Genomic DNA, 25,408 nt, shown 5'->3' with positions numbered 1-25,408 from the left:
ATTTGTTTTGTGCAAAGTGATCGATATGAGTCAGCCCATGATTGATCTTCCTGCCAGAGTTCTGATGAATCTTGCTGTGTGGCGCACCGCTCCGGCCTGGCACATCGCCTTCTCCGGCGGCCTCGACTCCACCGTCCTGCTGCACCTGCTCGCCCATCTCGCAAAATCTCAATCCCTGCCGGCGCTGAGCGCCCTCCATGTTCATCACGGCCTTCAGGCTGCGGCTGATGCGTGGCCGCAACATTGCCAATCCGTCTGTGATGCCCTGGGGGTGCCGTTACAGGTGGTTCATGTTCAGGTGCAACACGGCGCCAGTCTCGAGCGTGCCGCGCGGGATGCGCGATATGGCGCGTTCCTGGGGGCTACTCAAGCCAATGAGGTGATGCTGACCGCTCAGCATCGTGACGATCAGGCGGAAACCCTGTTGTTCCGGTTGTTACGCGGGGCAGGGGTGAGAGGTTTGTCGGGGATGCCTCGCGAGCGCGTGCTGGGCCGCGGGCACCTTGTTCGTCCATTGCTGGATGTGGCGCGCGCCGAGCTTGAGGCTTACGCGACCGAGCATCGACTGAGCTGGATCGAGGACCCTTCGAATCAGGATCGGCATTTCTCGCGCAATTACCTGCGGCATCAGGTGTTTCCGGTGCTGACCGAGCGCTGGCCGCAAGCGGTGACGACGATGGCGCGCAGCGCTGCGCACTTGAGCGAAGCACAGGGCTTGCTCGATGAGCTGGCAAATATCGACCTGGCCAGCGCCAGCACTGTCAGCGATTTCGATTGGCTGGGTTTACCGTCTCTGGAGCTGGCGCCGCTTGCTGCACTTTCCGCGGCGCGCCAACGCAATGCCCTGAGTCACTGGCTCGCCGCGCTCACGCAGATGCCGGATAGCGACCATTGGTCGGGTTGGGAAAATTTGCGCGATGCGACCGGCGATGCGTGTCCGATCTGGCGGCTGGGGCAGGGTGAGCTGCATCGGTCCGGCGGGCGGATCTGGTGGCTGTCGGGCTGCTGGCTTGGCCATCTGTCCTCTGCGGTCGAGTGGACTGATCCTTCAGCCGCACTGGATTTGCCGAATAACGGCACGGTGATGTTCACCGGTCTGAGCCCCGATGGCCCGCTGCAAATCCGCTATCGTAAAGGAGGTGAGGTCATGCACCTGCCCGAACGTGGGCACCGGGATCTCAAGCGTTTGCTCAACGAACGAGGTGTTCCGGCCTTCGTCCGTGGCAGATTGCCGCTGGTCTTTCGCGCCGGGCAATTGCTGGCGGTGGCCGGCGTGCCGGGCTTGAATGGCAGCGTGCAAGACGGCTGGGATTTGCATTGGCAGCCACCGCACGAAGATCAAGGTTTGAGCTGAAAGGGGCTTTCCGGTAGACTACGCTCCCTTCTTGATACAACTTCTGTGGATTCGCCTGAATTGCAGGAGTTGCCGATTACCAAGCAGTCTTTGCTGGGCGATTCCAAAAAATGTGTAGCGAGCAACGAACCGGTGTTTCATCTGCCGGTCTGTCCCAACGCGGCGGTTTTTTTGAAAGGTGCACTGTGATTAATGCAGGTGATCGGGGGCTTCGGCCTTCCTTCGCTTTCCCCGGCGGCTCGGACCGCTTTAACGCAGACTTCTAGGGTTTTTCATGACGCGCTACATATTCGTCACGGGCGGTGTTGTTTCTTCATTGGGGAAAGGCATTGCCTCGGCTTCATTGGCGGCCATCCTGGAGGCGCGGGGACTTAAGGTCACCATGCTGAAGCTGGACCCGTACATCAACGTTGACCCGGGCACCATGAGCCCGTTCCAGCACGGTGAAGTGTTCGTCACCCACGACGGCGCCGAGACCGACCTGGACCTGGGCCACTACGAGCGGTTCATCCGCACGACCATGACCCAGAACAACAACTTCACCACTGGCCGTGTCTACGAACACGTCCTGCGCAAAGAGCGCCGTGGTGATTACCTGGGCGCCACCATTCAGGTGATCCCGCACATTACCGATGAAATCAAGCGCCGGATCATCAAGGGCGCCGGCGATGCCGACGTGGCCATGGTCGAAATCGGTGGCACCGTGGGTGACATCGAGTCGCAACCGTTCCTTGAAGCCATCCGCCAATTGCGTTTCGAAGTCGGCGCCAAGCGCGCGATGCTGATGCACCTGACGCTGGTGCCGTACATCGCCACTGCCGGCGAAACCAAGACCAAGCCGACCCAGCATTCGGTCAAGGAACTGCGTTCCATCGGCCTGCAGCCAGACGTGCTGGTGTGCCGTTCCGATCACCCGATCGACATCTCGTCGCGTCGCAAGATCGCGCAATTCACCAACGTTGAAGAACGTGCGGTGATCGCGCTGGAAGACGCCGACACCATCTACAAGATCCCGGGCATCCTGCATTCCCAGGGCCTGGATGATTTCGTCGTCGAGCGTTTCGGCCTGCAATGCGGCAGCGCCGATCTGTCCGAGTGGGAAGCTGTGGTTGACGCCAAGCTGAACCCGGAACACGAAGTCACCATCGCGATGGTCGGCAAGTACATGGAGCTGCTGGACGCTTACAAATCGCTGATCGAAGCGATGAGTCACGCCGGTATCAGCAACCGTACCAAGGTCAACCTGCGCTACATCGATTCCGAAGACATCGAAAACCAGGGCACCGCGCTGCTCGAAGGTGTTGACGCGATCCTCGTACCGGGCGGCTTCGGTCTGCGTGGCGTTGAAGGCAAGATCACTGCCGTTCAATACGCTCGCGAAAACAAGGTTCCGTACCTGGGCATCTGCCTGGGCATGCAAGTGGCCGTGATCGAGTTCGCTCGTAACGTGCTGGGCTGGAAAGACGCGAACTCCACCGAGTTCGATCGTGCCAGCGGTCACCCGGTCGTGGGTCTGATCACCGAGTGGGAAGATGCCACCGGCGCCGTCGAGACCCGTACCGAATCGTCCGACCTGGGCGGCACCATGCGCCTCGGCGCACAGGATTGCCTGCTTGAGCAGGGCTCTCTGGTGCACGATTGCTACGCCAAGGACGTGATCGTCGAACGTCACCGTCACCGCTACGAAGTAAACAACAACCTGCTGCCGCAGATCATGGCTGCCGGTCTGAAAATCTCCGGTCGTTCCGGCGATGGTGCGTTGGTTGAAGTGGTTGAAGCACCGGATCATCCATGGTTCGTCGCTTGCCAGTTCCACCCTGAGTTCACTTCGACACCTCGTGACGGTCACCCGTTGTTCAGCGGTTTCGTTAAAGCAGCTTTGGTTCAACACCAGAAGAAGGCGTAAATACGATGGCGCAGAAGATCATCCGTGTAGGCGATATCGAGATTGCCAACGACAAGCCAATGGTGCTGTTCGGTGGCATGAACGTGCTGGAAAGCCGCGACATGGCGATGCAGGTCTGCGAAGAGTACGTAAAGGTTACCGAGAAACTCGGTATCCCTTATGTGTTCAAGGCCAGCTTCGACAAGGCCAACCGTTCCTCCGTGACTTCTTACCGTGGCCCCGGCCTGGAAGAGGGCATGCGGATCTTCCAGGACATCAAGCAAGCCTTCGGCGTGCCGATCATCACCGACGTCCACGAGCCTTACCAGGCCGCGGTCGTCGCTGAAGTCTGCGACATCATCCAGCTGCCGGCCTTCCTGTCGCGCCAGACCGACCTTGTGGTCGCGATGGCCAAGACTGGCGCGGTGATCAACATCAAGAAAGCCCAGTTCCTCGCGCCTCAGGAAATGAAACACATCCTGAACAAGTGCGTGGAAGCGGGTAACGATCAGTTGATCCTCTGCGAACGCGGTTCGAGCTTCGGCTACAACAACCTGGTCGTCGACATGCTTGGCTTCGGTATCATGAAGCAGTTCGAATACCCGGTATTCTTCGACGTGACCCACGCGCTGCAAATGCCTGGCGGTCGCTCCGATTCCGCTGGCGGCCGTCGCGCCCAGGTCCTCGATCTGGCCAAGGCTGGCATGAGCCAGTCCCTGGCCGGTCTGTTCCTCGAAGCGCACCCGGACCCGGACAACGCCAAATGCGACGGCCCATGCGCCTTGCGTCTGGACAAACTGGAGCCATTCCTGGCCCAGCTCAAAGCTCTGGACGAACTGGTGAAGAGTTTTCCGACGGTAGAGACCGCGTAAACCTCATTTCTCCGGTAAAGTACCGCACGATTTGTTGCTCAGGCCCTCGGGCCTGAGCCTTATCGTCCGCAAGTCTGCCCGCTGCACATCACTTGCCGACGGTAAAAGATTTCCTCTAGCTGCGTCGTTTTCGTCAACTTTGGAGTGTTTACAACAATGGCAAAAATCGTCGACATCAAAGGTCGTGAAGTTCTCGACTCCCGTGGCAATCCCACCGTGGAAGCGGACGTGCTTCTCGATAACGGCATCATCGGTAGCGCTTGCGCGCCGTCCGGTGCTTCCACTGGCTCGCGTGAAGCGCTCGAGCTGCGTGATGGCGACAAGAGCCGTTACCTGGGCAAAGGCGTGCTCAAAGCCGTCGCCAACATCAACGGTCCGATCCGCGACCTGTTGAAAGGTACAGACCCAAGCGACCAGAAAGCGCTGGATCACGCGATGATCAAGCTCGACGGTACTGAAAACAAAGGCTCCCTGGGCGCCAACGCGATCCTCGCCGTTTCCCTGGCCGCGGCCAAGGCAGCAGCACAGGACCAGGACCTGCCGCTGTACGCGCACATCGCCAACCTGAACGGCACCCCGGGTGTCTACTCGATGCCGGTTCCGATGATGAACATCATCAACGGTGGCGAGCACGCCGATAACAACGTCGACATCCAGGAATTCATGGTTCAGCCGGTTGGCGCCAAGTCTTTCTCGGAAGGTCTGCGCATGGGCACCGAGATTTTCCATCACCTCAAAGCTGTGCTGAAGGCCCGTGGCCTGAGCACTGCAGTTGGCGACGAAGGCGGTTTCGCACCGAACCTGGCCTCCAACGAAGACGCTTTGAAAGTGATTTCGGAAGCGGTGGCCAACGCTGGTTACAAGCTGGGCACCGACGTGACCCTGGCGCTGGACTGCGCGGCGAGCGAGTTCTACGAAGACGGTAAATACAATCTGTCCGGCGAAGGTCAGGTGTTCACCGCTGAAGGTTTCGCCGACTACCTCAAAGGCCTGACCGAGCGTTACCCGATCATCTCCATCGAAGATGGCCTGGACGAGTCCGATTGGGCTGGCTGGAAAATCCTCACCGACAAGATCGGCGAGAAAACCCAGCTGGTGGGCGACGACCTGTTCGTGACCAACACCAAGATCCTGAAAGAAGGCATCGATAAAAAGATCGCCAACTCGATCCTGATCAAGTTCAACCAGATCGGCACCCTGACCGAAACCCTGGAAGCCATCCAGATGGCCAAGGCTGCTGGTTACACTGCCGTCATCTCGCACCGCTCCGGCGAAACCGAAGATTCGACCATTGCCGACCTGGCCGTGGGCACCTCGGCTGGCCAGATCAAGACCGGCTCCCTGTGCCGTTCCGACCGCGTTTCCAAGTACAACCAACTGCTGCGTATCGAAGAGCAGTTGCAGGGTAAAGCCAAGTACAACGGCCGCAGCGAGTTCCGCGGTTAATTGCTACATGGTAAAAAGACAAAGGATTGTGTCGGAAATATCGCGACAGCGATGGATTTGCCACTAATCTGATGCCTTAAGAGCACAAGCCTGGTTCTTCCAGGCTTCGTGCTATCAGATGCTTCAAAGTTTTGGCATGGCTGTCTTTTTTCACTGGATACCCGATATTCGATGCGCAGTCCCAATTGGTTGTTCCTCGTCTTGCTCCTGCTGCTGGCTGGCCTGCAATACCGCCTGTGGGTGGGTAATGGCAGTCTGGCGCAAGTGGCCGAGCTGACTCAGCAGATCGCGGATCAACACGCTGAGAACGAAGGCTTGCTGGAGCGCAATCGGGTCATGGACGCCGAAGTCAGTGAGTTGAAAAAAGGCATGGAGACCGTTGAAGAGCGGGCCCGTCATGAGTTGGGCATGGTCAAGGACGGCGAAACCCTTTACCAGTTGGCCCAATGAACAACTCGTTACCGGCCTTCTGGGCCGTGATTCCTGCCGCGGGCGTTGGTGCCCGTATGGCCGCGGACCGTCCCAAGCAATACTTGCAACTGGGCGGGCGCACTATTCTCGAACACAGCCTTGGCTGTTTCCTTGATCATCCTTGCCTCAAGGGCTTGGTGGTCAGTCTTGCTGCAGATGATCCTTACTGGCCGAACCTGGCGTGTGCCTCCGATTCGCGCATTCAGCGTGTCGACGGTGGCGACGAGCGTTCCGGGTCGGTACTCAATGCGTTGCTGCATTTGAACGCCTTGGGCGCTGACGATGACGATTGGGTGCTGGTGCACGATGCGGCGCGGCCGAATCTTTCGCGTGATGATCTGGATAAATTGCTGCATGAGTTGGCGGACGATCCTGTTGGCGGACTGCTGGCAGTGCCTGCCCGCGATACGCTCAAGCGGGTCGACAGGCACGGTCGTGTCGTCGAAACCGTAGATCGCAGCGTGATCTGGCAGGCCTATACACCGCAGATGTTTCGCCTTGGCGCGCTGCATCGGGCGCTTGCTGACAGTCTGGTGGCCGACGCCGTCATCACTGACGAAGCATCGGCGATGGAGTGGGCAGGTCTTGCGCCACGCCTGATTGAAGGCCGGTCCGATAACCTTAAAGTCACGCGCCCTGAAGATCTGGAATGGCTTCGTCAGCGTTGGGTTAACCGCCGCTAAAAGATCGCAGCCTCGTTTCACTCGACAGCTCCAACATTGCCCGCGTTCACCGCAATAGCTTGTAGGAGCTGTCGAGTGAAACGAGGCTGCGATCTTTTGATCTTCAACCAAGGTACTCCGGCCTCAACGCCAACCCCTCTTTCAAATAGTCCACCAATTTGCGCACCTTGGGCGACAGATGCCGCTGCTGTGGATAAAGCGCCCAAACGGCCGTGTTCGGCGGTTGATGGGCTTCCAGCAACGAAATCAGCTCACCGTTTTTCAAGTGCTCCAGCACGTAGTAGTCGGGCAGCTGGCATAAACCGACACCTTGCAGCGCCGCGTCCAGCACCGCTTGCCCACTGTTGCAGCGCCAGTTTCCCTGGACCCGCTGGGAAAATTCCCGCCCGTTCTGTTCCAGTTGCCACATGTCCGAACTGCCGATGAGGCAGTTGTGGCGACTCAGCTCCGACAAACTGTGTGGGCGACCATACCGTTCGATGTAGGACGGAGATGCACACAGATACATGCGCCGTGGTGCCAGGCGTGTGGCGACCAACCTTGAATCCTGCAAGCGACCGAGACGGATCGCCAGATCCAGGCCTTCATGCACCAGGTCCAGCGGGCGGTTACTCAGTTCAATGTCTATACTGAGTTGCGGATAGAGCCCCATGTACCGCGTAACCAGCGGCACAATGAAGCGTTCGCCATAGGCCACGGCGCAGGTCATGCGCAACATGCCTTTGGGCTCGCTGGTCAGGTCGCCCACCGCACGCAAGGCTTCTTCGCGGCCATCCTGCAAACGCTGGCAATGTTGCAGAAAGGTTTGCCCGGCTTCGGTCAGCGTGACCCGGCGGGTGCTGCGGTACAGCAGCCGCGTCTGAAGTCGCTCTTCGAGGCGTACGATTTGTCTACTGATATGTGAGGACGAGACCCCGAGTCGTTCTGCGGCGGCGGTGAATTGGCTGCATTCGGCGACGGCGACGAACTCGTCTATCCCTTCCCAGCGGTTCTCGGACATCGATGATTATCCCTGTACAGCAATAATGTTTTGCTTTTGTCCGGATTATTCACCGTCAAGCGGTGTATTACACTCCCTGTCTCGTTTTTATTCACTGGAGAATCCACATGATCAAGTCGCGCGCTGCCGTAGCCTTCGAGGCCAAGAAACCCCTTGAGATCGTTGAAGTCGATGTCGCCATGCCCAAGGCCGGTGAAGTGTTGTTGCGAGTGGTGGCCTCCGGTGTCTGTCATACCGATGCCTACACGCTGTCGGGCGCAGACCCGGAAGGTATCTTTCCGTCGATCCTCGGTCACGAAGGCGGTGCAGTGGTCGAGGCGATCGGCGAAGGCGTGACCTCTGTCGCCGTCGGCGACCATGTGATCCCGCTGTACACCCCGGAATGCCGTCAATGCAAATTCTGCCTGTCGGGCAAAACCAACCTGTGCCAGGCGATTCGCGTGACGCAAGGCAAAGGCCTGATGCCGGATGGCACCACGCGTTTTTCCTACAAGGGCCAACCGATTTTCCACTACATGGGCACCTCGACCTTTTCCGAGTACACCGTGTTGCCGGAAATCTCCGTCGCCAAAATTCCAAAAGAAGCGCCACTGGAAAAAGTCTGCCTGCTGGGCTGCGGTGTCACCACCGGCATCGGTGCAGTCCTCAATACCGCCAAGGTAAAACCAGGTGATACCGTGGCCATTTTCGGCCTCGGCGGCATTGGTTTGTCAGCCATCATCGGTGCGGCCAAGGCCAAGGCCGGTCGCATCATCGCCATCGACATCAACCCGGCCAAATTCGAAATCGCCAAGCAGCTGGGTGCAACCGACTGCGTGAACCCGAAAGATTTTGATCGTCCAATCCAGGAAGTCATCGTCGACATGACTGACGGCGGCGTCGACTTTTCCTTCGAGTGCATCGGCAACGTCCAGTTGATGCGTGCCGCGCTTGAGTGCTGCCACAAGGGCTGGGGCGAGTCGGTGATCATCGGCGTCGCCGGTGCCGGCCAGGAAATTTCGACCCGTCCGTTCCAGTTGGTCACCGGTCGCGTCTGGCGCGGTTCGGCGTTCGGTGGCGTACGTGGCCGCACCGAGTTGCCAAGCTACGTCGAAATGGCCGAAACCGGCGAGATCCCGCTGGATACCTTCATCACCCACACCATGGGCCTGGAAGATATCAACAAGGCTTTCGACTTGATGCATGAAGGCAAAAGCATCCGCAGCGTCATCCATTTCTGAGGTCGCTCATGAGCCTGGAAAATATCTCCTGTCAGAAAAGCTTCGGCGGCTGGCACAAACGCTATAAGCACCGCTCCGATGTGCTCGGCTGCGACATGGTGTTCGCCGTGTACCTGCCGCCGCAAGCGGAGCAGGGCGGCAAGCTGCCAGTGCTGTATTGGTTGTCCGGCCTGACCTGCACCGATGAAAACTTCATGCAAAAGGCCGGCGCCATGCGCATGGCCGCCGAGCTGGGGCTGATCATTGTCGCACCGGACACCAGCCCTCGCGGTCCTGATGTGCCGGGTGATCCGGAGGGTGCCTGGGACTTCGGCCTCGGTGCCGGGTTTTACCTAAATGCCACGCAGGAACCGTGGTCGCGGCACTATCGGATGCATGACTATGTCGTGCAGGAATTGCCGGCATTGGTCGAAGCTCATTTCCCTGCTTCGGACAAACGCGGCATCAGCGGCCACTCAATGGGTGGCCATGGGGCGCTGGTCTGCGCCTTGCGCAACCCGGGGCGCTATCAGTCGGTATCGGCGTTCTCGCCGATCAACAATCCGATGGATTGCCCGTGGGGCCAGAAGGCCTTTTCTCGGTACCTGGGCGAAGACCGTTCGAAATGGCGCGAATGGGATGCCTGCGCATTGATCGCCGAGGCCGATGAGAAGTTGCCGCTGCTGGTCGACCAAGGTGATCGTGATGATTTTCTCGCTACCCAGCTCAAGCCTGAGGCGTTGCAACAGGCGGCCAAACTGGCCGGTCATCCGCTGACGTTGCGCCTGCAACCGGGCTACGATCACAGCTATTTCTTCATTGCCAGCTTCATTGACGACCACTTGCAGCATCATGGGCGTGCGCTAAGCGCCTAATGTCTGACAAAGCAGGTAGAATCACGCCCTGACAAAAATCGGGGCGTTTTTTTATGCGTATTGGCCACGGCTATGATGTGCATCGTTTCGCTGAAGGCGATTTCATTACTCTGGGTGGTGTGCGTATTGCACACGGCTTCGGGCTGCTCGCTCACTCCGACGGTGACGTCCTGCTGCACGCCTTGAGCGATGCCTTGCTTGGCGCGGCTGCGCTGGGTGATATCGGCAAGCACTTCCCGGACACCGACCCGACGTACAAGGGCGCCGACAGCCGGGTGCTGTTGCGTCACGTCGTCGCACTGATCCATGCCAAGGGCTGGAAGGTCGGCAATGTCGATAACACCATTGTTGCCCAGGCGCCGAAAATGGCCCCGCATATCGAATCGATGCGCGCGTTGATTGCCGCCGATCTTCAAGTTGAGTTGGATCAAGTGAACGTGAAAGCTACCACCACCGAAAAGCTCGGCTTTGTCGGTCGCGAAGAAGGCATCGCCGTGCATTCCGTTGCCTTGTTGCTGCGCGCATGAACGAGGTGCAATTGCTCGGCCCACGGGCTTACGGTGATGCCCTCGGCACCGCGGTATTGAAAGCCACGGCAGAAGATTTCCAGGTCGATGAGGTGCTCAACATCCCCCTCAGCGGCGATGGCGAACACCTGTGGATCTGGGTGGAAAAACGTGGCCTGAATACCGAAGAAGCGGCACGACGGATTGCCAAGGCCGCGGGTGTGCCATTGCGCACCGTCAGCTACGCGGGCTTGAAGGATCGTCAGGCGCTGACTCGCCAGTGGTTCAGCGTTCAGCTACCGGGCAAGGCCGATCCTGATCTGTCGGCGGCGGAAAACGACACACTGAAAATCCTCAAGACCGGTCGACACAAGCGCAAGTTGCAACGCGGTGCTCACTCGGCCAACGGCTTCACCTTGCGCCTGACGCAATTCGCGGGTGATAAAGACGCGATCGACGCGCGGCTGCAACTGATCGCCAAACAAGGCGTTCCCAATTATTTCGGCACCCAGCGTTTTGGCTTTGATGGCGGTAACGTCGTCGATGCCCGCGCCTGGGCTGCTCGTAAGGCCTTGCCGGAGCAGCGCAATGTGCGTTCGCGCCTGTTGTCCACCGCGCGCAGTTTTCTGTTCAACCAAGTGTTGGCGGCGCGCGTGGCCGATGGCAGTTGGCAGCGTGCCCAGGTCGGCGATCTGTTGGCCTTCACCGACAGCCGCAGCTTTTTCCCGGCAGGTGAAGCTGAATGCAGCGATCCGCGCCTGGCGATTCTCGACCTGCACCCGACCGGTCCTCAATGGGGCGAAGGTGACTCGCCGGCGACCGGCGCTGTCCATGTACTGGAGCAGGCAATCGCCGAGCGCGAAGCGGATCTGCGCGATTGGTTGATTAACGCCGGAATGAGCCACGAACGTCGCATCCTGCGGCTGCCCATTGGTGGGTTGACGTGGCATTATCCCGAGCCTGACATTCTGCAACTGGAATTCGTCCTCCCGGCCGGATGCTTTGCCACCGTATTGGTGCGCGAGCTTGTTGATCTGGTGCCGGTGGGGCAGACGGACAGCCCATGCGTATTCTGATTTCTAACGACGATGGGGTAGCCGCACCCGGTCTCGCCGCGCTTTATGCTGCGTTGGCGAATTACACCGAATGCGTGGTTATCGCCCCGGACCAGGACAAAAGCGGCGCCAGCAGTTCGCTGACGCTCGACCGTCCATTGCACCCGCAAACCCTGTCCAACGGCTTTATCAGCCTGAACGGCACACCTACCGATTGCGTGCACCTGGGCCTTAACGGCTTGCTGGAGTCCGAGCCGGATATGGTGGTTTCCGGTATCAACCTGGGCGCCAACCTGGGGGACGACGTGTTGTATTCCGGCACCGTCGCGGCAGCCCTCGAGGGACGATTCCTTGAGCGCCCCTCGTTCGCCTTTTCGTTGGTCTCACGGCAAGTGGAGAACCTTCCCACAGCCGCTTACTTTGCGCGCAAACTGGTCGAAGCCCACGCTGACCTCGATCTGCCGCCGCGCACGGTATTGAACGTGAACATTCCCAATCTGCCGCTGGATCACATTCGAGGCATTCAGCTGACCCGCCTGGGGCACCGCGCCCGTGCTGCGGCGCCGATGAAGGTGGTCGATCCGCGTGGCAAATCCGGTTACTGGATCGCCGCAGCGGGCGACGCTGAAGACGGCGGCCCGGGGACTGATTTCCATGCGGTGATGCAAGGCTATGTATCCATCACGCCGTTGCAACTGGATCGCACCTTCAATGATGCCTTTAGAAGTATCGATGGCTGGCTGGAGGGGTTGCGCTAATGGCTCGTGAACAAGACGATATTTTGCGTCGCGGCATCGGGATGACCTCTCAACGCACTCGCGAACGCCTTATTCAGCGCCTGTATGAAGAGGGCGTTTCCAACGCCAAGGTGCTCGAAGTCATCCGCCGTACACCGCGTCATCTGTTCGTCGACGAGGCGCTGGCGCACCGCGCTTATGAAGACACTGCACTGCCGATCGGACACAACCAGACCATCTCCCAGCCTTATATGGTGGCGCGCATGAGCGAGCTGCTGCTTGAGGCGGGGCCGCTCGACAAGGTGATGGAAATCGGTACCGGCTCCGGCTACCAGACAGCGGTACTGTCGCAGTTGGTCGAGCGGGTGTTCTCCGTGGAGCGCATCAAGGTTTTGCAGGACCGGGCCAAGGAACGCCTGGTCGAGCTGAACCTGCGCAACGTGGTTTTTCGCTGGGGTGACGGTTGGGAAGGCTGGCCGGCGCTGGCGCCGTATAACGGCATTATCGTCACGGCGGTAGCCACTGATGTGCCACAGGCATTGCTCGATCAATTGGCGCCGGGCGGAAGACTGGTCATACCGGTCGGTTCGGGCGAGGTGCAGCAATTGATGCTGATCATTCGTGAAGAAAACGGCTTTTCCCGACGCGTTTTAGGGTCGGTGCGCTTCGTACCATTGCTCAATGGACCACTGGCCTGAGCATTTATTCAGGAGCGCTGAATTCTCTTCGATTGCCCGGGTCTTACAGCGGCATCGAAATATTAAACGGAATTCAACGGCAGGCAGCAAACGTGTGCGCGAAGCCATTTCGCTTCATTAAAGGTAAAGCCTGTCGGGCCCGTTATACTTGCGATATTTCGTGCCGGAACACGGCAATCCACATTTTCAGCCACCACAAAGGGAGCGGCGGGTGAGTCTCACAGTCATTGCGCAGCGTATGGGTACAAAGAGCTTTCAGCGCCTGGTGACTGGCCTCGTCTTGAGCACCTTGCTGGTCGGTTGCTCCAGTTCCAAAACGAGTGATGTTCGCGTGGTCGATCGCAACAATGCCGTGCCTCAGCGTCCGGCAGTGACCACGGGGCAGTACGTCGTTCGACCGAAAGACACGCTGTTCTCGATCGCTTTTCGCTACGGCTGGGACTACAAAGCCCTCGCCGCACGGAACAATATTCCTACGCCGTATACGATCCATCCAGGTCAGACAATTCGCTTTGATGGTCGTACCGGTTCAACCCCGACGCCGGTAGAGAGTGCAACCGATTCAACGCCTTCGTCGTCGTTGAAAACCACGGTAATCCGACGTCAGGCTAACGGCACAACGACCAGCACAGCGGTGGTTGCACCGTCCGTCGCCACCAAGCCAGCCCCCGCTCCGATGCCTCCTGCCGGCCCGGCCCCGACCGGCTGGGGATGGCCATCTAATGGCATTCTGATTGGAAAGTTCTCCTCAAACGGTAGTTTGAATAAAGGAATTGATATCGCCGGAGATTTGGGACAGCCTGTTTTAGCTGCGTCTGATGGGACGGTGGTATACGCCGGGAGTGGCTTAAGGGGCTACGGCGAATTAGTCATCATCAAACACAGCGACACCTACGTCAGTGCCTACGGACATAACCGCAGGCTGTTGGTTCGGGAGGGGCAGCAGGTCAAAGTCGGACAGACAATTGCCGAAATGGGGTCAACGGGTACAGACCGGGTGAAGCTGCATTTTGAGATTCGCCGACAAGGTAAACCTGTAGATCCGCTGCAGTTCCTGCCACGCCGTTGATTTGTTGCCAGCCTGTTCCGTCACGTAGAGGGGACAGGCTCCAGCGTTGCCAAGGATAAAGGCGCCGCTTGAGCTTGGGGTCGAACTCACCAAAGGACTATAACAATGGCTCTCAGTAAAGAAGTGCCGGAGTTTGACATCGACGATGAGGTTCTCCTTATGGAGACCGGCATCGGTACGGATTCGATGTCGAATGATGAAGGGGCTGCTCCACCTTCCGTTCGTGCCAAATCCAAACACTCCGCTTCGTTAAAGCAACACAAGTACATCGATTACACTCGGGCACTCGATGCCACGCAGCTGTACCTCAACGAAATCGGCTTTTCCCCATTGCTCTCTCCGGAAGAAGAAGTTCATTTTGCGCGCTTGTCGCAAAGTGGTGATCCGGCCGGGCGCAAGCGCATGATTGAAAGCAACCTGCGGCTGGTGGTGAAAATCGCCCGGCGCTACGTCAATCGTGGGCTTTCACTGCTGGACCTGATCGAAGAGGGCAACCTCGGTCTGATCCGCGCAGTGGAGAAGTTCGATCCCGAACGAGGCTTCCGCTTTTCGACCTACGCAACCTGGTGGATTCGTCAGACCATCGAGCGCGCGATCATGAATCAGACCCGGACCATCCGGTTGCCGATCCATGTGGTCAAAGAGCTTAACGTGTACCTGCGGGCCGCACGGGAGTTGACTCAAAAACTCGACCATGAACCCTCACCCGAAGAAATCGCCAACCTGCTGGAAAAACCAGTGGCAGAGGTCAAGCGCATGCTCGGCTTGAACGAGCGGGTTTCTTCGGTCGACGTCTCGCTGGGTCCGGATTCGGATAAAACCCTGCTGGACACCCTTACCGATGATCGTCCAACCGATCCATGTGAACTGCTGCAGGACGACGACCTGTCTCAGAGCATCGATCAATGGCTTTCGGAGCTTACCGACAAGCAACGCGAAGTGGTGGTACGTCGCTTCGGCTTGCGTGGCCACGAGAGCAGCACACTTGAAGATGTAGGCCTGGAGATTGGCCTGACCCGGGAGCGGGTCAGACAAATTCAGGTGGAAGGCCTCAAGCGTCTTCGTGAGATTCTTGAGAAGAACGGCTTGTCGAGCGAGTCGCTGTTTCAATAAGCAATTGGCTTATATGGTCATAAAAGGCCCCGACTGGCTCGGGGTTTTTTATTGCCTGGAAGATGAGCGTGATCGCCTCTGCTTTGTAGTATCGCGTTGTAAGTTTTCGCTTACTCTTTCGTAAGTGTTCACTATTTTTACAGGTTGGAAGTCGCCCATGTTCCTACGTGAGTAAATTTATCTAATTGATTTGTATAGATATTTTATTGTGTTAACAGCATGTGACAGTCGATTTTGGCGATCTGGGTCAATTGCGCTTGGCAGGGATTTCTCTAGTATCTGAATTGTGTCGACGGATCGACACGCCCTTCAAGGAAGGGGGGAATGGACATCGCAGGAAGCGATTCATCAGGACGATGAAAAGGAATACAGGGAATAGGGAAAAAATGTGGGCGGGTCAAACCGCCCCTTTTTTTGTCTGCAGAAAAGCAAAAAGGCCCACGAGGGGCCTTTTCCAGAACGCGCGGGAAAATCAGCGTTCGAGTTCTTTAATCTTGTCTTTCTTGCCATCCCACTCTTCAGCGTCTGGCAGCGGATCTTTCTTCTCGGTGATGTTGGGCCAGATTTCGGCCAACTCAACGTTCAGCTGAATGAATTGCTGCATATCTTCCGGGACTTCATCTTCAGAGAAGATGGCCACGGCAGGGCATTCTGGTTCGCACAGTGCGCAGTCGATGCACTCATCCGGGTGAATCACCAGGAAGTTCGGGCCTTCGTAAAAGCAGTCCACCGGACAGACTTCTACGCAGTCGGTGTACTTGCACTTGATGCAGTTGTCGGTGACGACGAAGGTCATTCTAATTTTCTCCTCAGGCGGCGGCAGCGGAGCCCCTTCACGTTGGGGTCGCCAGGTTTGGGAGCGATAATCTGCAGGCCAGGCTATTAGCCAGCAGCATCCCAAACCGCGCGAGATTCTAACAGCTTGCAGGCAAGTGCGTTAGACCCGTGTCTTTAGTGTATAGAGCATTTCTAGTGCGCGACGCGGCGTCATGTCGTCCAGATCAAGTTTAGCCAGTTCATCGAGCACCGGATGCGGCAGACTGGCGAACATATCGCTTTGCTGCGGCGCGGCCGGTTTGCCTTTGGCGGGCTTGGGCACTTCGTGGGGCAGTGCGGTGGCTTCCAGGCGGCCCAAATGCTCACGAGCGCGCACAATCACTTCACTTGGCACGCCTGCCAGCTGCGCAACCGCCAGGCCGTAGCTCTGGCTGGCAGGGCCGGGCAGAACGTGGTGCAGGAACACGATGCGCTCGTTGTGCTCGGTGGCATTGAGGTGAACGTTGGCCACCAGTGGTTGCGCCTCTGGTAGCACCGTCAGCTCGAAGTAGTGGGTGGCGAACAGTGTGTAAGCGCGCAGATGCGCCAGACGTTCCGCCGCGGCCCAGGCTAGCGAAAGGCCGTCGAAGGTGCTGGTGCCGCGACCGACTTCGTCCATCAGCACCAGGCTGCGTTCGGTGGCGTTGTGCAGAATGTTCGCGGTTTCGCTCATTTCGACCATGAAAGTCGACCGTCCACCGGCCAGGTCATCGCTGGAGCCGATCCGGGTAAAGATCCGGTCCACCAGGGACAATTCGCAACTGGCCGCCGGCACGAAACTGCCGATGTGCGCCAGCAACACGATCAACGCGGTCTGGCGCATGTAAGTGGATTTACCGCCCATGTTCGGACCGGTAATCACAAGCATGCGCGTGTTGTCGTCGAGGCTCAGGTCGTTGGCCACGAACGGCGTGGTCAGTACTTGCTCGACCACCGGGTGACGACCCTGGGTGATACGCATGCACGGCTCATCAACGAAGCGCGGGCAGTTCAGGTCCAGGTTCAGCGCGCGCTCAGCCAGGTTGCTCAGCACGTCCAGTTCAGCCAGTGCCGCGGCAGTGTCCTGCAACGGTGGCAGTTGGGCGATCAAGTCTTCGAGCAGCGCTTCGTACAGCATCTTCTCGCGGGCCAGCGCACGGCTTTTGGCTGACAATGCCTTGTCTTCGAACGCTTTGAGTTCCGGCGTAATGAAGCGCTCGGCACCTTTGAGCGTCTGGCGGCGAATGTAATCGGCCGGTGCCGACTCGGCCTGCTTGCTCGGCAGTTCGATGAAGTAGCCGTGAATGCGGTTGTACCCGACCTTCAAGTGCGACAGACCGGTGCGAGCTTTCTCGCGTGCCTCCAGATCAATCAGGAACTGCCCGGCGTTCTCGCTGAGCGATTGCAGATCGTCGAGTTCGCTGTCGTAACCGGTCTTCAACACGCCGCCATCACGGATGACCGCAGGTGGATTGTCGATGATGGCTTTTTCCAGCAGCGCCGCGAGTTCCGGGTAGGTGCTGGTGGTCTTCGCCAGTTGAATGATGTGCGGCGCTTCGAGCTCGGTCATCGCCGCTTGCAGCTCTGGCAGTGCGCCGAGTGCATCGCGCAGACGCGCCAGGTCCCGGGGACGGGCGTTACGCAAACCGATCCGCGCCAGAATCCGCTCGATGTCGCCGATTTCCTTGAGCTGCGGTTGCAGTTTTTCGAAACGGTAACCGTCGAGCAGGCACGTGATCGACGTCTGGCGCGCCAGCAATACAGTGAGATCGCGCAGCGGACGGTTCAGCCAGCGAGTCAGCAAACGACTGCCCATGGCCGTCTGGCAGCGATCGACCACCGATTGCAGCGTATTGTCGCGACCACCGGCCAGGTTGGTGTCCAGCTCCAGGTTGCGACGGCTCGCGCCGTCCAGCACCACGGTGTCATCCAGGCGTTCATGGCGCAGGCTACGAAGGTGGGGCAGGGCGGTGCGCTGGGTTTCCTTGGCGTAACTGAGCAAGCAACCGGCCGCGCCGATGGCCAGGGTCAGGTTCTCGCAGCCGAAACCTTTCAGGTCCTGGGTGGAGAACTGTTGGCAAAGACTTTTCAACGCCGAGTCGCGCTCGAAATCCCACGGCGCACGGCGACGAACCCCACGACGTTTTTCCGCCGGCAAATCTTTCGGCCAGTCATCCGGGATCATCAGCTCCACCGGATTGACCCGCTCCAGCTCTGCCAGCAGGTTTTCCCAGCCTTTGATCTCCAGCACCGTAAAGTTGCCGCTGGTGATATCGAGCACAGCCAGGCCGAACAGACGCTCGTCACCCAGTACCGCCGCGATCAGGTTATCCCGGCGCTCATCGAGCAGCGCTTCATCACTGACCGTACCCGGCGTGATGATCCGCACCACCTGACGATCTACCGGCCCTTTGCTGGTGGCCGGGTCGCCGACCTGCTCACAGATCACCACCGATTCGCCCAGCTTGACCAGTTTCGCCAGGTAACCTTCAGCCGCGTGGTAAGGAATCCCACACATAGGAATTGCCTGCCCCGCCGATTGCCCACGGGCCGTCAGGGTGATGTCCAGCAACTTGGCGGCCTTCTTCGCGTCTTCGTAGAAGATCTCGTAGAAGTCGCCCATGCGATAGAACATCAGCTGATCGGGGTGCTGGTTCTTCAGGCGCCAGTATTGCTGCATCATTGGCGTGTGGGAGGACAGGTCGGAGAGGGCTTTATTCATCGGGAATTCAGGAAAACTCGTTCAAAGGTGTAGGGCAAAGGAAGAGGCATCGGCCGGCTTTTGCGCAATGGGCGCAAGATTAACATGGGCAGTCCGCTCGACGCAGGCATGAACGCTTTGCCTGTCTTTTCGGTTGGCTATGCATGATTTATGCAAAACAGCATTTGTCTTCGTAAAAAAGATCAAGCACTATGCGCGTTATGCAAAAACGCAATGTTTCTACCGTCTTAAGAGCGCTGCTCGATCAGCACGGGATCTCCCCCACGGAGCTTCACCGTCGCACCGGCGTGCCTCAATCCACGCTCTCGCGGATCCTCAGCGGGAAGATCGTCGATCCTTCGGATAAACACATCTCGAAAATCGCCGAGTACTTCGCCGTGAGCACCGATCAGTTGCGCGGGCGCGCGGATGTCGCGACCACCGCCAATGCCGGGCGCGATCAATTGCATTCCGAACTCAAGGACATAAGTCTGTGGGACGACGATACGCCCGTCGATGACGACGAAGTGTCCGTCCCCTTTCTTCGCGAGGTTGAATTGGCTGCTGGATCAGGAAGATTCGTCATCGAAGAGAGCGAGCGCTCTAGCCTGCGCTTCGGCAAGCGCAGTCTGCGTCACAACGGTGTGCAGTTCGACCAGGCCAAATGCGTGACGGTGCGTGGCAACAGTATGCTGCCGGTGTTGCGCGATGGTGCCACTGTCGGGGTGAATGCCGGCAAGTGCGCGATTGGCGACATCGTCGACGGCGATCTTTATGCCATCAACCACAACGGCCAGTTGCGGGTTAAGCAGCTGTATCGCCTGCCGACCGGCATTCGCCTGCGCAGCTTCAATCGCGATGAACACCCGGACGAGGACTACACCTTCCAGGAAATCCAGGAAGAGCAAATCGTCATCCTCGGTCACGTCTTCTGGTGGGGCATGTACGCCCGTTAACCTCATCACTGTCAGATAAACCCGCCATCGAGCGGGTTTTTTTTCGCCTTCCGAAAGCAATCAGTGCCTTTGTTTGCAGGCTTGTCATGCATCAACGCAATTCAAATGCATAAATAAATGCATTTGTGCATTGACTGTATATGCATCCATGCATATTCTTTGTCTCAAGCCGCTCAACAAAGCAGCTCGAAACGAAGCTCTTTAGTTCCACCAAAAAGGCAGCGATGAACCGGCCTCAACGGTTCAGAGGGTTGGCAACTGACCCGGGTGTGCAGCGTAAAGCACCAGAAGCAGTTATCCGGCGGGCAGGGACCGCGGTCGGAAAAACAATTCGAATGGACTCGTACCGCGCCAGTAGCGCCGAAAGGTCAGCAGGACCGCATTACTGAAAAGCCCGGAGTAATACCGGGCTTTTTGGAATGCCTACCTGTCGCCGATTTCTCAATCGGCACCGGTTCAAACACAAACACAACACTCATCAATCACCCCAGGAGGCGTGACATGACAAACGAGCAACAAGCGTTGCTGGACATGCCGATCTGGCTTGTCATCGTCCTCGCCCTGGTGGGCGGGGTGTCCGGCGAAATGTGGCGCGCCGACAAGGACGGCGCCCGAGGCTGGGCGCTGCTGCGGCGCCTGGCCCTGCGTTCCGGGGCCTGCGTCATCTGCGGGGTCTCGGCAATCATGCTGCTGTACGCCGCCGGCGTGTCGATCTGGGCTGCCTGCGCGTTTGGTTGCCTGACGGCGATGGCCGGGGCGGACGTTGCGATTGGCCTTTATGAGCGCTGGGCGGCCAAGCGGATTGGTGTTTGCGAAGTGCCGCCGCGCGAATCTCGCCCTGATCAACAGTGAGGCGACATCTCGAACCCTCACATTCAACTCTGACAGGAGGCCATTAATGCCGGTCGTCATTGAAAAACCTTCACAGCTGTTTTCCGCCATTGCCGAGGCATTGCGCATCGCCGTTCCCGGTTTGAATGTCGGGAGCCCTCAAGATTTCGACAACACAGATAATCTCGCTTGGGTTTTGATTGCACTCCAGCACGATGCGCCGGGCAGTCGGGCCAATGACGGGCGCATTGCTCATGCGCTGACGGTTTCGCTGCAAGTCGTGTCGCCCGTTTCCGGCCTGGCAGCCTGCGATCTGGGCAGCGAATTGAAAAACCTGGTCACTGATAACCGCTGGAAACTGCCCGGCGATCAGTGCGATCTGCCGTTGAACATCGATGGCATTGCCTCGACGTTCATCAGCGGCGCCCGGGAATACAACACCTGGACCGTTTCATTTACCCAGACTTTGTACCTCGGGCCATTGCTGCAGGACGACCCCGTGGGCACGCCTAAATTTGCCCGTACCTGGGAGGTGTCGAACATCGACGATCCAGACCAATACCAGGCACTGGAGGGGTAATCCATGTTCGATGTCCTTATCAGTCAGCACCTGGGCCCGATCATCGAACGTCTGGCGCAGATGCAAACCGAGATTGAAGACCTGAATCGGCGTACCGACAGTCTCTGCCGGATTGGCGTGTGCGAGGAAGTCGATGCGGCCAGCAACACGTGCAAGGTTCGCCACGGTGAACTACTGAGCCCCGCTATCAGATTCTTTAACCCGAGCGCCGGCTCACAAAGCGAGTCACGCATTCCCTCCATCGGTGAACAGTGCGTGCTGCTGAACCATGGCGGCGGCGATAGCAGCGGTCAGTCCGTTGCACTGTTCGGTCTCAATGGTGGTCAGTTTCCGCCGGCCTCAACGCAGGCTTCGCTGACGCGACGCCGCTATCAGGACGGCACCGAAAGTGGCTACGACGACGCCAGTCATGCTCTGCACTGGCAAAACGGCCCGACAACCTTCACCGGCTCTCGCGAATCGCTCGAACTTAGCATCGGCCCAGCCCGGTTGGTCATGACGCCTAAGGCGATCCAACTGCAACTGGGCGCGAGCGGTTTACTGCTCGACGCATCCGGTGTGCACCTGAGCGGCCCCTTGGTGGATCACCAGGGTCGAGTCATTAGCACTGCCTAAAGAGTTTTCCATGATAGGAATCGATAGAAACACCGGCGCATCAGTCGATGACTGGCCGCAATTTGTGCAGCGCGCGACCCGAGCGCTGACCACGCCTTTGGGCACTCGTCAGAAGCGTCCTTTGTACGGCTCGTTGATCCCGAATCTCTTGGGCCAAAACCTCGGCGACGACGTGCTGATGCTTGCCCAGAGCCATGCGGCGCAAGCGTTTTACAACAAGCAGAACGGCATCGGCGATTTTCAACCGCAAGTCATTGTGGCCAGCCGGCAGGGGGCGGGATTGTTGCTGCGCTTCGCAGGCACCTGGAAAAACCGTCAACAAACCTTCGAGGTGGTGACATGAGTATGTTGATCCCCGGCCAGAATCAGTTGGCCGAGCCGGCCATCGTCACCGTCGAGGCGTTTGAGGACCTGCTCGCAGAGTTCAAGACCTTCGTCGTTGAATACGTCGGCGCCCGTTCTCCCGAGAGCGCGGCGAAGCTCAAGGACAGTCTGGAAAATGAAAGCGAATTGCTGACACTGGCCCTCGAGGCCTTTTGTGTGCGGCTGCAGACCCACGAGCGCAAATACAACGCCCGGATCAAGCAAATGCTGGCGTGGTGGGCCACCGGCAGCAACCTGGATGCACGCTTGGCGGACATGGGGCTTGAGCGTCAATTGCTGGACCCGGGCGATCCGGCGGCGTTCCCGCCCGTCCCCGCGGTTTTTGAAAGCGATGACGACGCCCGGTTGCGTTATTACCTGGCACCCCATGCCCCGGCGGCCGGTTCACGGATGCAGTATCGCCGGGAAGTTTTCACCCTGGGTGAACGGCCTGCGGTGAAGGTCGAAACGGCGGCGGCGGGCGTGGTGACGGTCACGTACACCTTCAACCCGGACGACTATGCCGCGCAGGTCAAGGATGGCAACGGGCGTCGCACCGCGCCTGGCGAAGTGATGGTCACTGTGTTGGCGCGTGAGGGCGATGGCACGCCGTCCGGCGATCTGCTCAACGGCGTTCGCCAGCATTTCGCCCGGCCTGATGTGCGGCCTGAAACAGACTTGGTGACCGTCCAGGGCGCGCAAATCAAGACCTACAAAATTCGTGTGGTGGCGAAAATCAACGCCGGTCCCGATTCCGGGCTGACCAAGGTCGCCGTGCAGCAACAGTTGCAGGCCTATGCCGATTCCTGTCATCGCCTCGAAGGGCGAGTCGATCCGAGCTGGATCGACTACACGCTGCACAACGCCGGTGCGGTTCAGTTGCAAATCCTTGAACCGCTGGCGCCAATTGTGACGACAGCTTTCCAGGCGCCCTTTTGCACGGGGGTCGAGGTCGAGGTGGATACGTTATGAGTGACGACACACCTGGGCCGAGTCTGCTCCCGGCCAACAGTTCACCGCTGGAGAGGGCGCTGGATCTCGGGTTCGGCAAACTACTTGAGCGCATAACGCCGCCGTTTCCAGCGTTGATGAACCCCGGCGAAACACCATCGGCGTTCTTGCCGTACCTCGGCGCGGATCGCGGTGTCAGCGAGTGGAGCTCCGAAGCACCCGAAGCGGAAAAGCGTTTAACGGTAGAGCTCGCCTGGGCAACCGCGCGGCAGGCAGGTACTCGCAAAGCACTGGAAAACGCCGCCAAAGGTTTGCAGCTGCAGCCCGACGTGCGTGCCTGGTACGAGCAATCGCCACCCGGTCAGCCTTACAGCTTTTCCGTCAGGGCTTTTACCGAACAGCCTTACAGCGAAGAAATCGATGCGCGTCTTGATCGACGCCTGGCGGACGCCAAAAGCGAACGCGACACTTTGAAAATCTCTGTCGGCCTGAGCGCCTTCGGTCAACACGTCATCGGTGCCACCACTGTGTGCGGCGAGCTGGCCACGATTTATCCGATTGTCATCGAAGGGCTGGAAGCCTCAGGTCAGGTCTTTATGGCGGCCGGGCTCTACGCCGTCGAAACCTCCACTATTTATCCTCAGGGGTCCTAAATGGCCGACTATTACACCCTGCTTACCAATGCGGGGATTGCCTACGAAACTGCCTGCAAGGCGGCGGGCACACCGATCAAGCTGTCGCAGATTTCCGTCGGTGACGGCGGTGGTGCAGTTTACAACCCGGCGGCAACCGACACTGCGCTCAAGCGCGAAGTCTGGCGCGGGCCACTCAATGCACTGTTCCAGGATGAGAAGAATCCGAGCTGGTTGCTGGCTGAAGTGACCATCCCACCGGATGTTGGCGGCTGGTATGTGCGCGAGGCCGGAATCTGGACGGATACCGGGATTCTGTATGCCATCGTCAAATACCCGGAATCGTTCAAACCGGTTTTGGCGACGTCGGGTTCGGGGAAAGAGTTTTACATTCGCTCGATTTTCGAGACCAGTAATGCGTCGTTGGTGACGTTGTTGATTGATGACACGGTGGTGAAGGCGACGCGTGCGTGGGTGACTTCCTATGTCGCTGACGAACTCGCGAAGCTGGACACAAAGCAGTCGGTTCGAGTCGCGACCTCTGCGAATATCGTTTTAAGCAGCGCCCAAACTATTGATGCTGTTGCTGTAGTTTCTGGCGATCGGGTGTTGGTCAAGAACCAGACCTTAGCGAAAGATAACGGCATCTATATTGCCTCGGACGGTGTGTGGGTTCGTGCCAAGGATGCCGATACTGGTGTGAAAGTAACTTCCGGGCTGATTGTTTCAGTCGAGCAGGGGAGTTCGCAGGCAGATACGCGGTGGCAACTAGTCACGGATGGTTTGATTGTGCTCGGGAAGACAAATCTGGAGTTTCAGAATGTCAGCAACGGATTTGCCCCTCTTGCATCGCCTGTATTCGTTGACCGGCCTACAGCTCCGACGCCGAATGTGTTTAGCAATGACACAACTTTGGCAACCACCGAATATGTACAGCGGGCATTAGGCAGCTACGCAGGGCAAACCAATTACGGTGGTGATAAGCAACTTACTGTTTCAGATGTTGGCAAGCTTACTATCTTCACAGTGCCCGCTACTGCGACGCTTCCTGATTGGACAACGGTCCCTCCTGGTGGGGTAGTCACCATCTTCAGTACTGACGGAGTTACTGTAAAAGCCAGGAGCGGTGAAACGCTTGGTACTCAAAACGGTACACAGGGGGTTCTTCCAATAGCGGCACAAACGATGGCTGTCTTTAGACGTTTACTGCTTGCCCCAGGCTGGAGCCTGGATACCGGGGATGCAGCACTCAAATATTCGCCACTGTTCAAATCGAGTCTCAAGGCTAGTGGGTATCAAGCAAATCCTAGTGGAATGCTAGACCAGTGGGGAATAGGTCAATCTGATGCCAGTGGGAATGTTTATGTCACATTTCCCATTTCATTTCCTGTCGGGTTCAGTTCAATAGTCTGTACCCATGAAGGCGGTGACATCGCTGTCGTCATTCTAGTCTCGGGAAGTCAGACGAAGCAGGGGTGCACTTTAAAAATAAGAAACCTAGCCAACCAGCCGGGTGCTGTCTGGGCCGTTCATTGGCGTGCAGTGGGGTATTAAATGAGTGATCAAGTGATTTTTTTCAGTCCGAGTACCTGTGGCGCTTATCAACCAGGTCTTAATGGCGAAGATATTCCGGATGATGTTTTAGAAGTTCCTTTGGAATATTGGCAGGGCATCCTTCATGGCTTATCGATCAGTCCCAAGAAGGTAGCTGCACGTCAATCTGATGGTTACCCGATTTTGGTCGATCCGCCACTGCTGTCTGCTGAAGAGCTGTCAGGCTACGAACGAATTTGGCGAGATGCCCAGTTGACGAGAACTGACTCACTGGTTGTGCGGCACCGTGACGAACAAGAGGAAGGCATCGGGACCACACTTTCTACGACGCAGTATGCGGAGCTGCAAACCTATCGCCGTACGCTTCGAAATTGGCCGGAAGCTGGAGGGTTTCCATTGAGCGAGCACCGTCCTGCGGTTCCGTCGTGGCTTTGCGAACAAATCCAATAAACGCCCCGCACCGTCGG

General features: G+C 58.2%; 26 protein-coding genes. 23 read left to right on the top strand and 3 right to left on the bottom strand.

What is annotated here, in order from left to right; genetic code table 11:
* Positions 1-25 precede the first annotated feature (25 nt).
* The 6 genes from tilS (at position 26) to ispD (ending at position 6,711) form a co-directional block, all read left to right on the top strand.
* Entirely contained in the window at positions 26-1,354 is a 1,329-nt protein-coding gene (tilS, locus tag HNR03_RS06705; protein ID WP_259151729.1) for a tRNA lysidine(34) synthetase TilS, read from the top strand.
* A gap of 274 nt (positions 1,355-1,628) precedes the next feature.
* A complete protein-coding gene (locus HNR03_RS06700; RefSeq protein ID WP_259151727.1) occupies positions 1,629-3,260 on the top strand; it encodes a CTP synthase in 1,632 nt (543 codons plus the stop codon).
* A gap of 5 nt (positions 3,261-3,265) precedes the next feature.
* On the top strand, positions 3,266-4,111 hold the full coding sequence (gene kdsA, locus HNR03_RS06695) for a 3-deoxy-8-phosphooctulonate synthase (protein ID WP_222589981.1): 846 nt from the start codon (positions 3,266-3,268) through the stop codon (positions 4,109-4,111).
* 156 nt (positions 4,112-4,267) lie between these two features.
* Positions 4,268-5,557 (top strand): phosphopyruvate hydratase, encoded by a 1,290-nt coding sequence (gene eno / locus HNR03_RS06690; protein ID WP_090187791.1) that lies wholly within the window; start codon positions 4,268-4,270, stop codon positions 5,555-5,557.
* A 171-nt stretch (positions 5,558-5,728) separates the two neighbouring features.
* Entirely contained in the window at positions 5,729-6,007 is a 279-nt protein-coding gene (gene ftsB / locus HNR03_RS06685) for a cell division protein FtsB (RefSeq protein ID WP_008028992.1), read from the top strand.
* Positions 6,004-6,711: a 2-C-methyl-D-erythritol 4-phosphate cytidylyltransferase gene (ispD, locus tag HNR03_RS06680; protein ID WP_259151708.1), complete on the top strand. Its 708-nt coding sequence runs from the start codon at positions 6,004-6,006 to the stop codon at positions 6,709-6,711. The genes ftsB and ispD overlap by 4 nt, the downstream gene beginning before the upstream one ends.
* Positions 6,712-6,814: 103 nt before the next feature.
* On the opposite strand, the gene HNR03_RS06675 is transcribed toward ispD, so the two are convergent.
* A complete protein-coding gene (locus HNR03_RS06675; RefSeq protein WP_222589983.1) occupies positions 6,815-7,711 on the bottom strand; it encodes a LysR substrate-binding domain-containing protein in 897 nt (298 codons plus the stop codon).
* A gap of 107 nt (positions 7,712-7,818) precedes the next feature.
* On the opposite strand from HNR03_RS06675, the gene HNR03_RS06670 reads away from it, so the two are divergent.
* The 8 genes from HNR03_RS06670 (at position 7,819) to rpoS (ending at position 14,963) form a co-directional block, all read left to right on the top strand.
* Positions 7,819-8,931, top strand: a complete 1,113-nt coding sequence (locus HNR03_RS06670) for an S-(hydroxymethyl)glutathione dehydrogenase/class III alcohol dehydrogenase (RefSeq protein WP_259151706.1) — start codon at positions 7,819-7,821, stop codon at positions 8,929-8,931.
* Positions 8,932-8,939: 8 nt separating this feature from the next.
* Entirely contained in the window at positions 8,940-9,785 is an 846-nt protein-coding gene (fghA, locus tag HNR03_RS06665) for an S-formylglutathione hydrolase (protein ID WP_222589985.1), read from the top strand.
* Positions 9,786-9,838: 53 nt separating this feature from the next.
* Positions 9,839-10,312, top strand: a complete 474-nt coding sequence (gene ispF / locus HNR03_RS06660; protein ID WP_008154023.1) for a 2-C-methyl-D-erythritol 2,4-cyclodiphosphate synthase — start codon at positions 9,839-9,841, stop codon at positions 10,310-10,312.
* Positions 10,309-11,367: a tRNA pseudouridine(13) synthase TruD gene (gene truD, locus HNR03_RS06655; RefSeq protein ID WP_259151703.1), complete on the top strand. Its 1,059-nt coding sequence runs from the start codon at positions 10,309-10,311 to the stop codon at positions 11,365-11,367. Before ispF ends, truD begins: the two co-directional genes overlap by 4 nt.
* Positions 11,355-12,104, top strand: a complete 750-nt coding sequence (gene surE / locus HNR03_RS06650; RefSeq protein WP_259151701.1) for a 5'/3'-nucleotidase SurE — start codon at positions 11,355-11,357, stop codon at positions 12,102-12,104. Before truD ends, surE begins: the two co-directional genes overlap by 13 nt.
* Before the next feature lie 41 nt (positions 12,105-12,145).
* On the top strand, positions 12,146-12,781 hold the full coding sequence (locus tag HNR03_RS06645; protein ID WP_197678969.1) for a protein-L-isoaspartate(D-aspartate) O-methyltransferase: 636 nt from the start codon (positions 12,146-12,148) through the stop codon (positions 12,779-12,781).
* Positions 12,782-12,992: 211 nt separating this feature from the next.
* Entirely contained in the window at positions 12,993-13,850 is an 858-nt protein-coding gene (locus HNR03_RS06640) for a peptidoglycan DD-metalloendopeptidase family protein (RefSeq protein WP_259151698.1), read from the top strand.
* Between the two features lie 105 nt (positions 13,851-13,955).
* Positions 13,956-14,963: an RNA polymerase sigma factor RpoS gene (rpoS, locus tag HNR03_RS06635; RefSeq protein ID WP_056856224.1), complete on the top strand. Its 1,008-nt coding sequence runs from the start codon at positions 13,956-13,958 to the stop codon at positions 14,961-14,963.
* 472 nt (positions 14,964-15,435) lie between these two features.
* Here rpoS and fdxA read toward each other — a convergent pair whose 3' ends face one another.
* Both fdxA and mutS read right to left on the bottom strand, forming a co-directional pair.
* Positions 15,436-15,759, bottom strand: coding sequence for a ferredoxin FdxA (fdxA, locus tag HNR03_RS06630; protein ID WP_208669789.1), 324 nt, complete (start codon positions 15,757-15,759; stop codon positions 15,436-15,438).
* Positions 15,760-15,900: 141 nt separating this feature from the next.
* Positions 15,901-18,480 (bottom strand): DNA mismatch repair protein MutS, encoded by a 2,580-nt coding sequence (mutS, locus tag HNR03_RS06625; RefSeq protein WP_222589989.1) that lies wholly within the window; start codon positions 18,478-18,480, stop codon positions 15,901-15,903.
* A 200-nt stretch (positions 18,481-18,680) separates the two neighbouring features.
* On the opposite strand from mutS, the gene HNR03_RS06620 reads away from it, so the two are divergent.
* The 9 genes from HNR03_RS06620 (at position 18,681) to HNR03_RS06580 (ending at position 25,391) form a co-directional block, all read left to right on the top strand.
* Complete coding sequence (locus tag HNR03_RS06620; protein WP_222590345.1) at positions 18,681-19,415, top strand: XRE family transcriptional regulator; 735 nt, start codon at positions 18,681-18,683, stop codon at positions 19,413-19,415.
* 501 nt (positions 19,416-19,916) lie between these two features.
* On the top strand, positions 19,917-20,267 hold the full coding sequence (locus tag HNR03_RS06615; protein WP_222589990.1) for a phage holin family protein: 351 nt from the start codon (positions 19,917-19,919) through the stop codon (positions 20,265-20,267).
* Between the two features lie 46 nt (positions 20,268-20,313).
* Positions 20,314-20,826, top strand: a complete 513-nt coding sequence (locus HNR03_RS06610; RefSeq protein WP_259151682.1) for a hypothetical protein — start codon at positions 20,314-20,316, stop codon at positions 20,824-20,826.
* A 3-nt stretch (positions 20,827-20,829) separates the two neighbouring features.
* Positions 20,830-21,441: a phage baseplate assembly protein V gene (locus HNR03_RS06605; RefSeq protein WP_259151680.1), complete on the top strand. Its 612-nt coding sequence runs from the start codon at positions 20,830-20,832 to the stop codon at positions 21,439-21,441.
* A gap of 10 nt (positions 21,442-21,451) precedes the next feature.
* Complete coding sequence (locus HNR03_RS06600; protein WP_222589993.1) at positions 21,452-21,784, top strand: phage baseplate protein; 333 nt, start codon at positions 21,452-21,454, stop codon at positions 21,782-21,784.
* A complete protein-coding gene (locus HNR03_RS06595; RefSeq protein WP_259151679.1) occupies positions 21,781-22,776 on the top strand; it encodes a baseplate J/gp47 family protein in 996 nt (331 codons plus the stop codon). Before HNR03_RS06600 ends, HNR03_RS06595 begins: the two co-directional genes overlap by 4 nt.
* The gene (locus HNR03_RS06590; protein WP_259151678.1) at positions 22,773-23,408 is read left to right on the top strand and encodes a phage tail protein I; all 636 of its coding nucleotides are present in this window, start codon (positions 22,773-22,775) and stop codon (positions 23,406-23,408) included. Before HNR03_RS06595 ends, HNR03_RS06590 begins: the two co-directional genes overlap by 4 nt.
* On the top strand, positions 23,409-24,941 hold the full coding sequence (locus tag HNR03_RS06585; RefSeq protein WP_259151677.1) for a phage tail protein: 1,533 nt from the start codon (positions 23,409-23,411) through the stop codon (positions 24,939-24,941).
* Positions 24,942-25,391, top strand: coding sequence for a phage tail assembly chaperone (locus HNR03_RS06580; protein WP_259151676.1), 450 nt, complete (start codon positions 24,942-24,944; stop codon positions 25,389-25,391). It abuts the gene before it with no gap.
* The last annotated feature ends 17 nt before the right edge of the window (positions 25,392-25,408 follow it).

Source organism: Pseudomonas sp. JAI111 (assembly GCF_024809425.1).
Taxonomy (GTDB): domain Bacteria; phylum Pseudomonadota; class Gammaproteobacteria; order Pseudomonadales; family Pseudomonadaceae; genus Aquipseudomonas.
The sequence above is the reverse complement of the archived record's forward strand: the minus strand, read 5'-3'. Positions and strand labels throughout refer to the sequence as shown.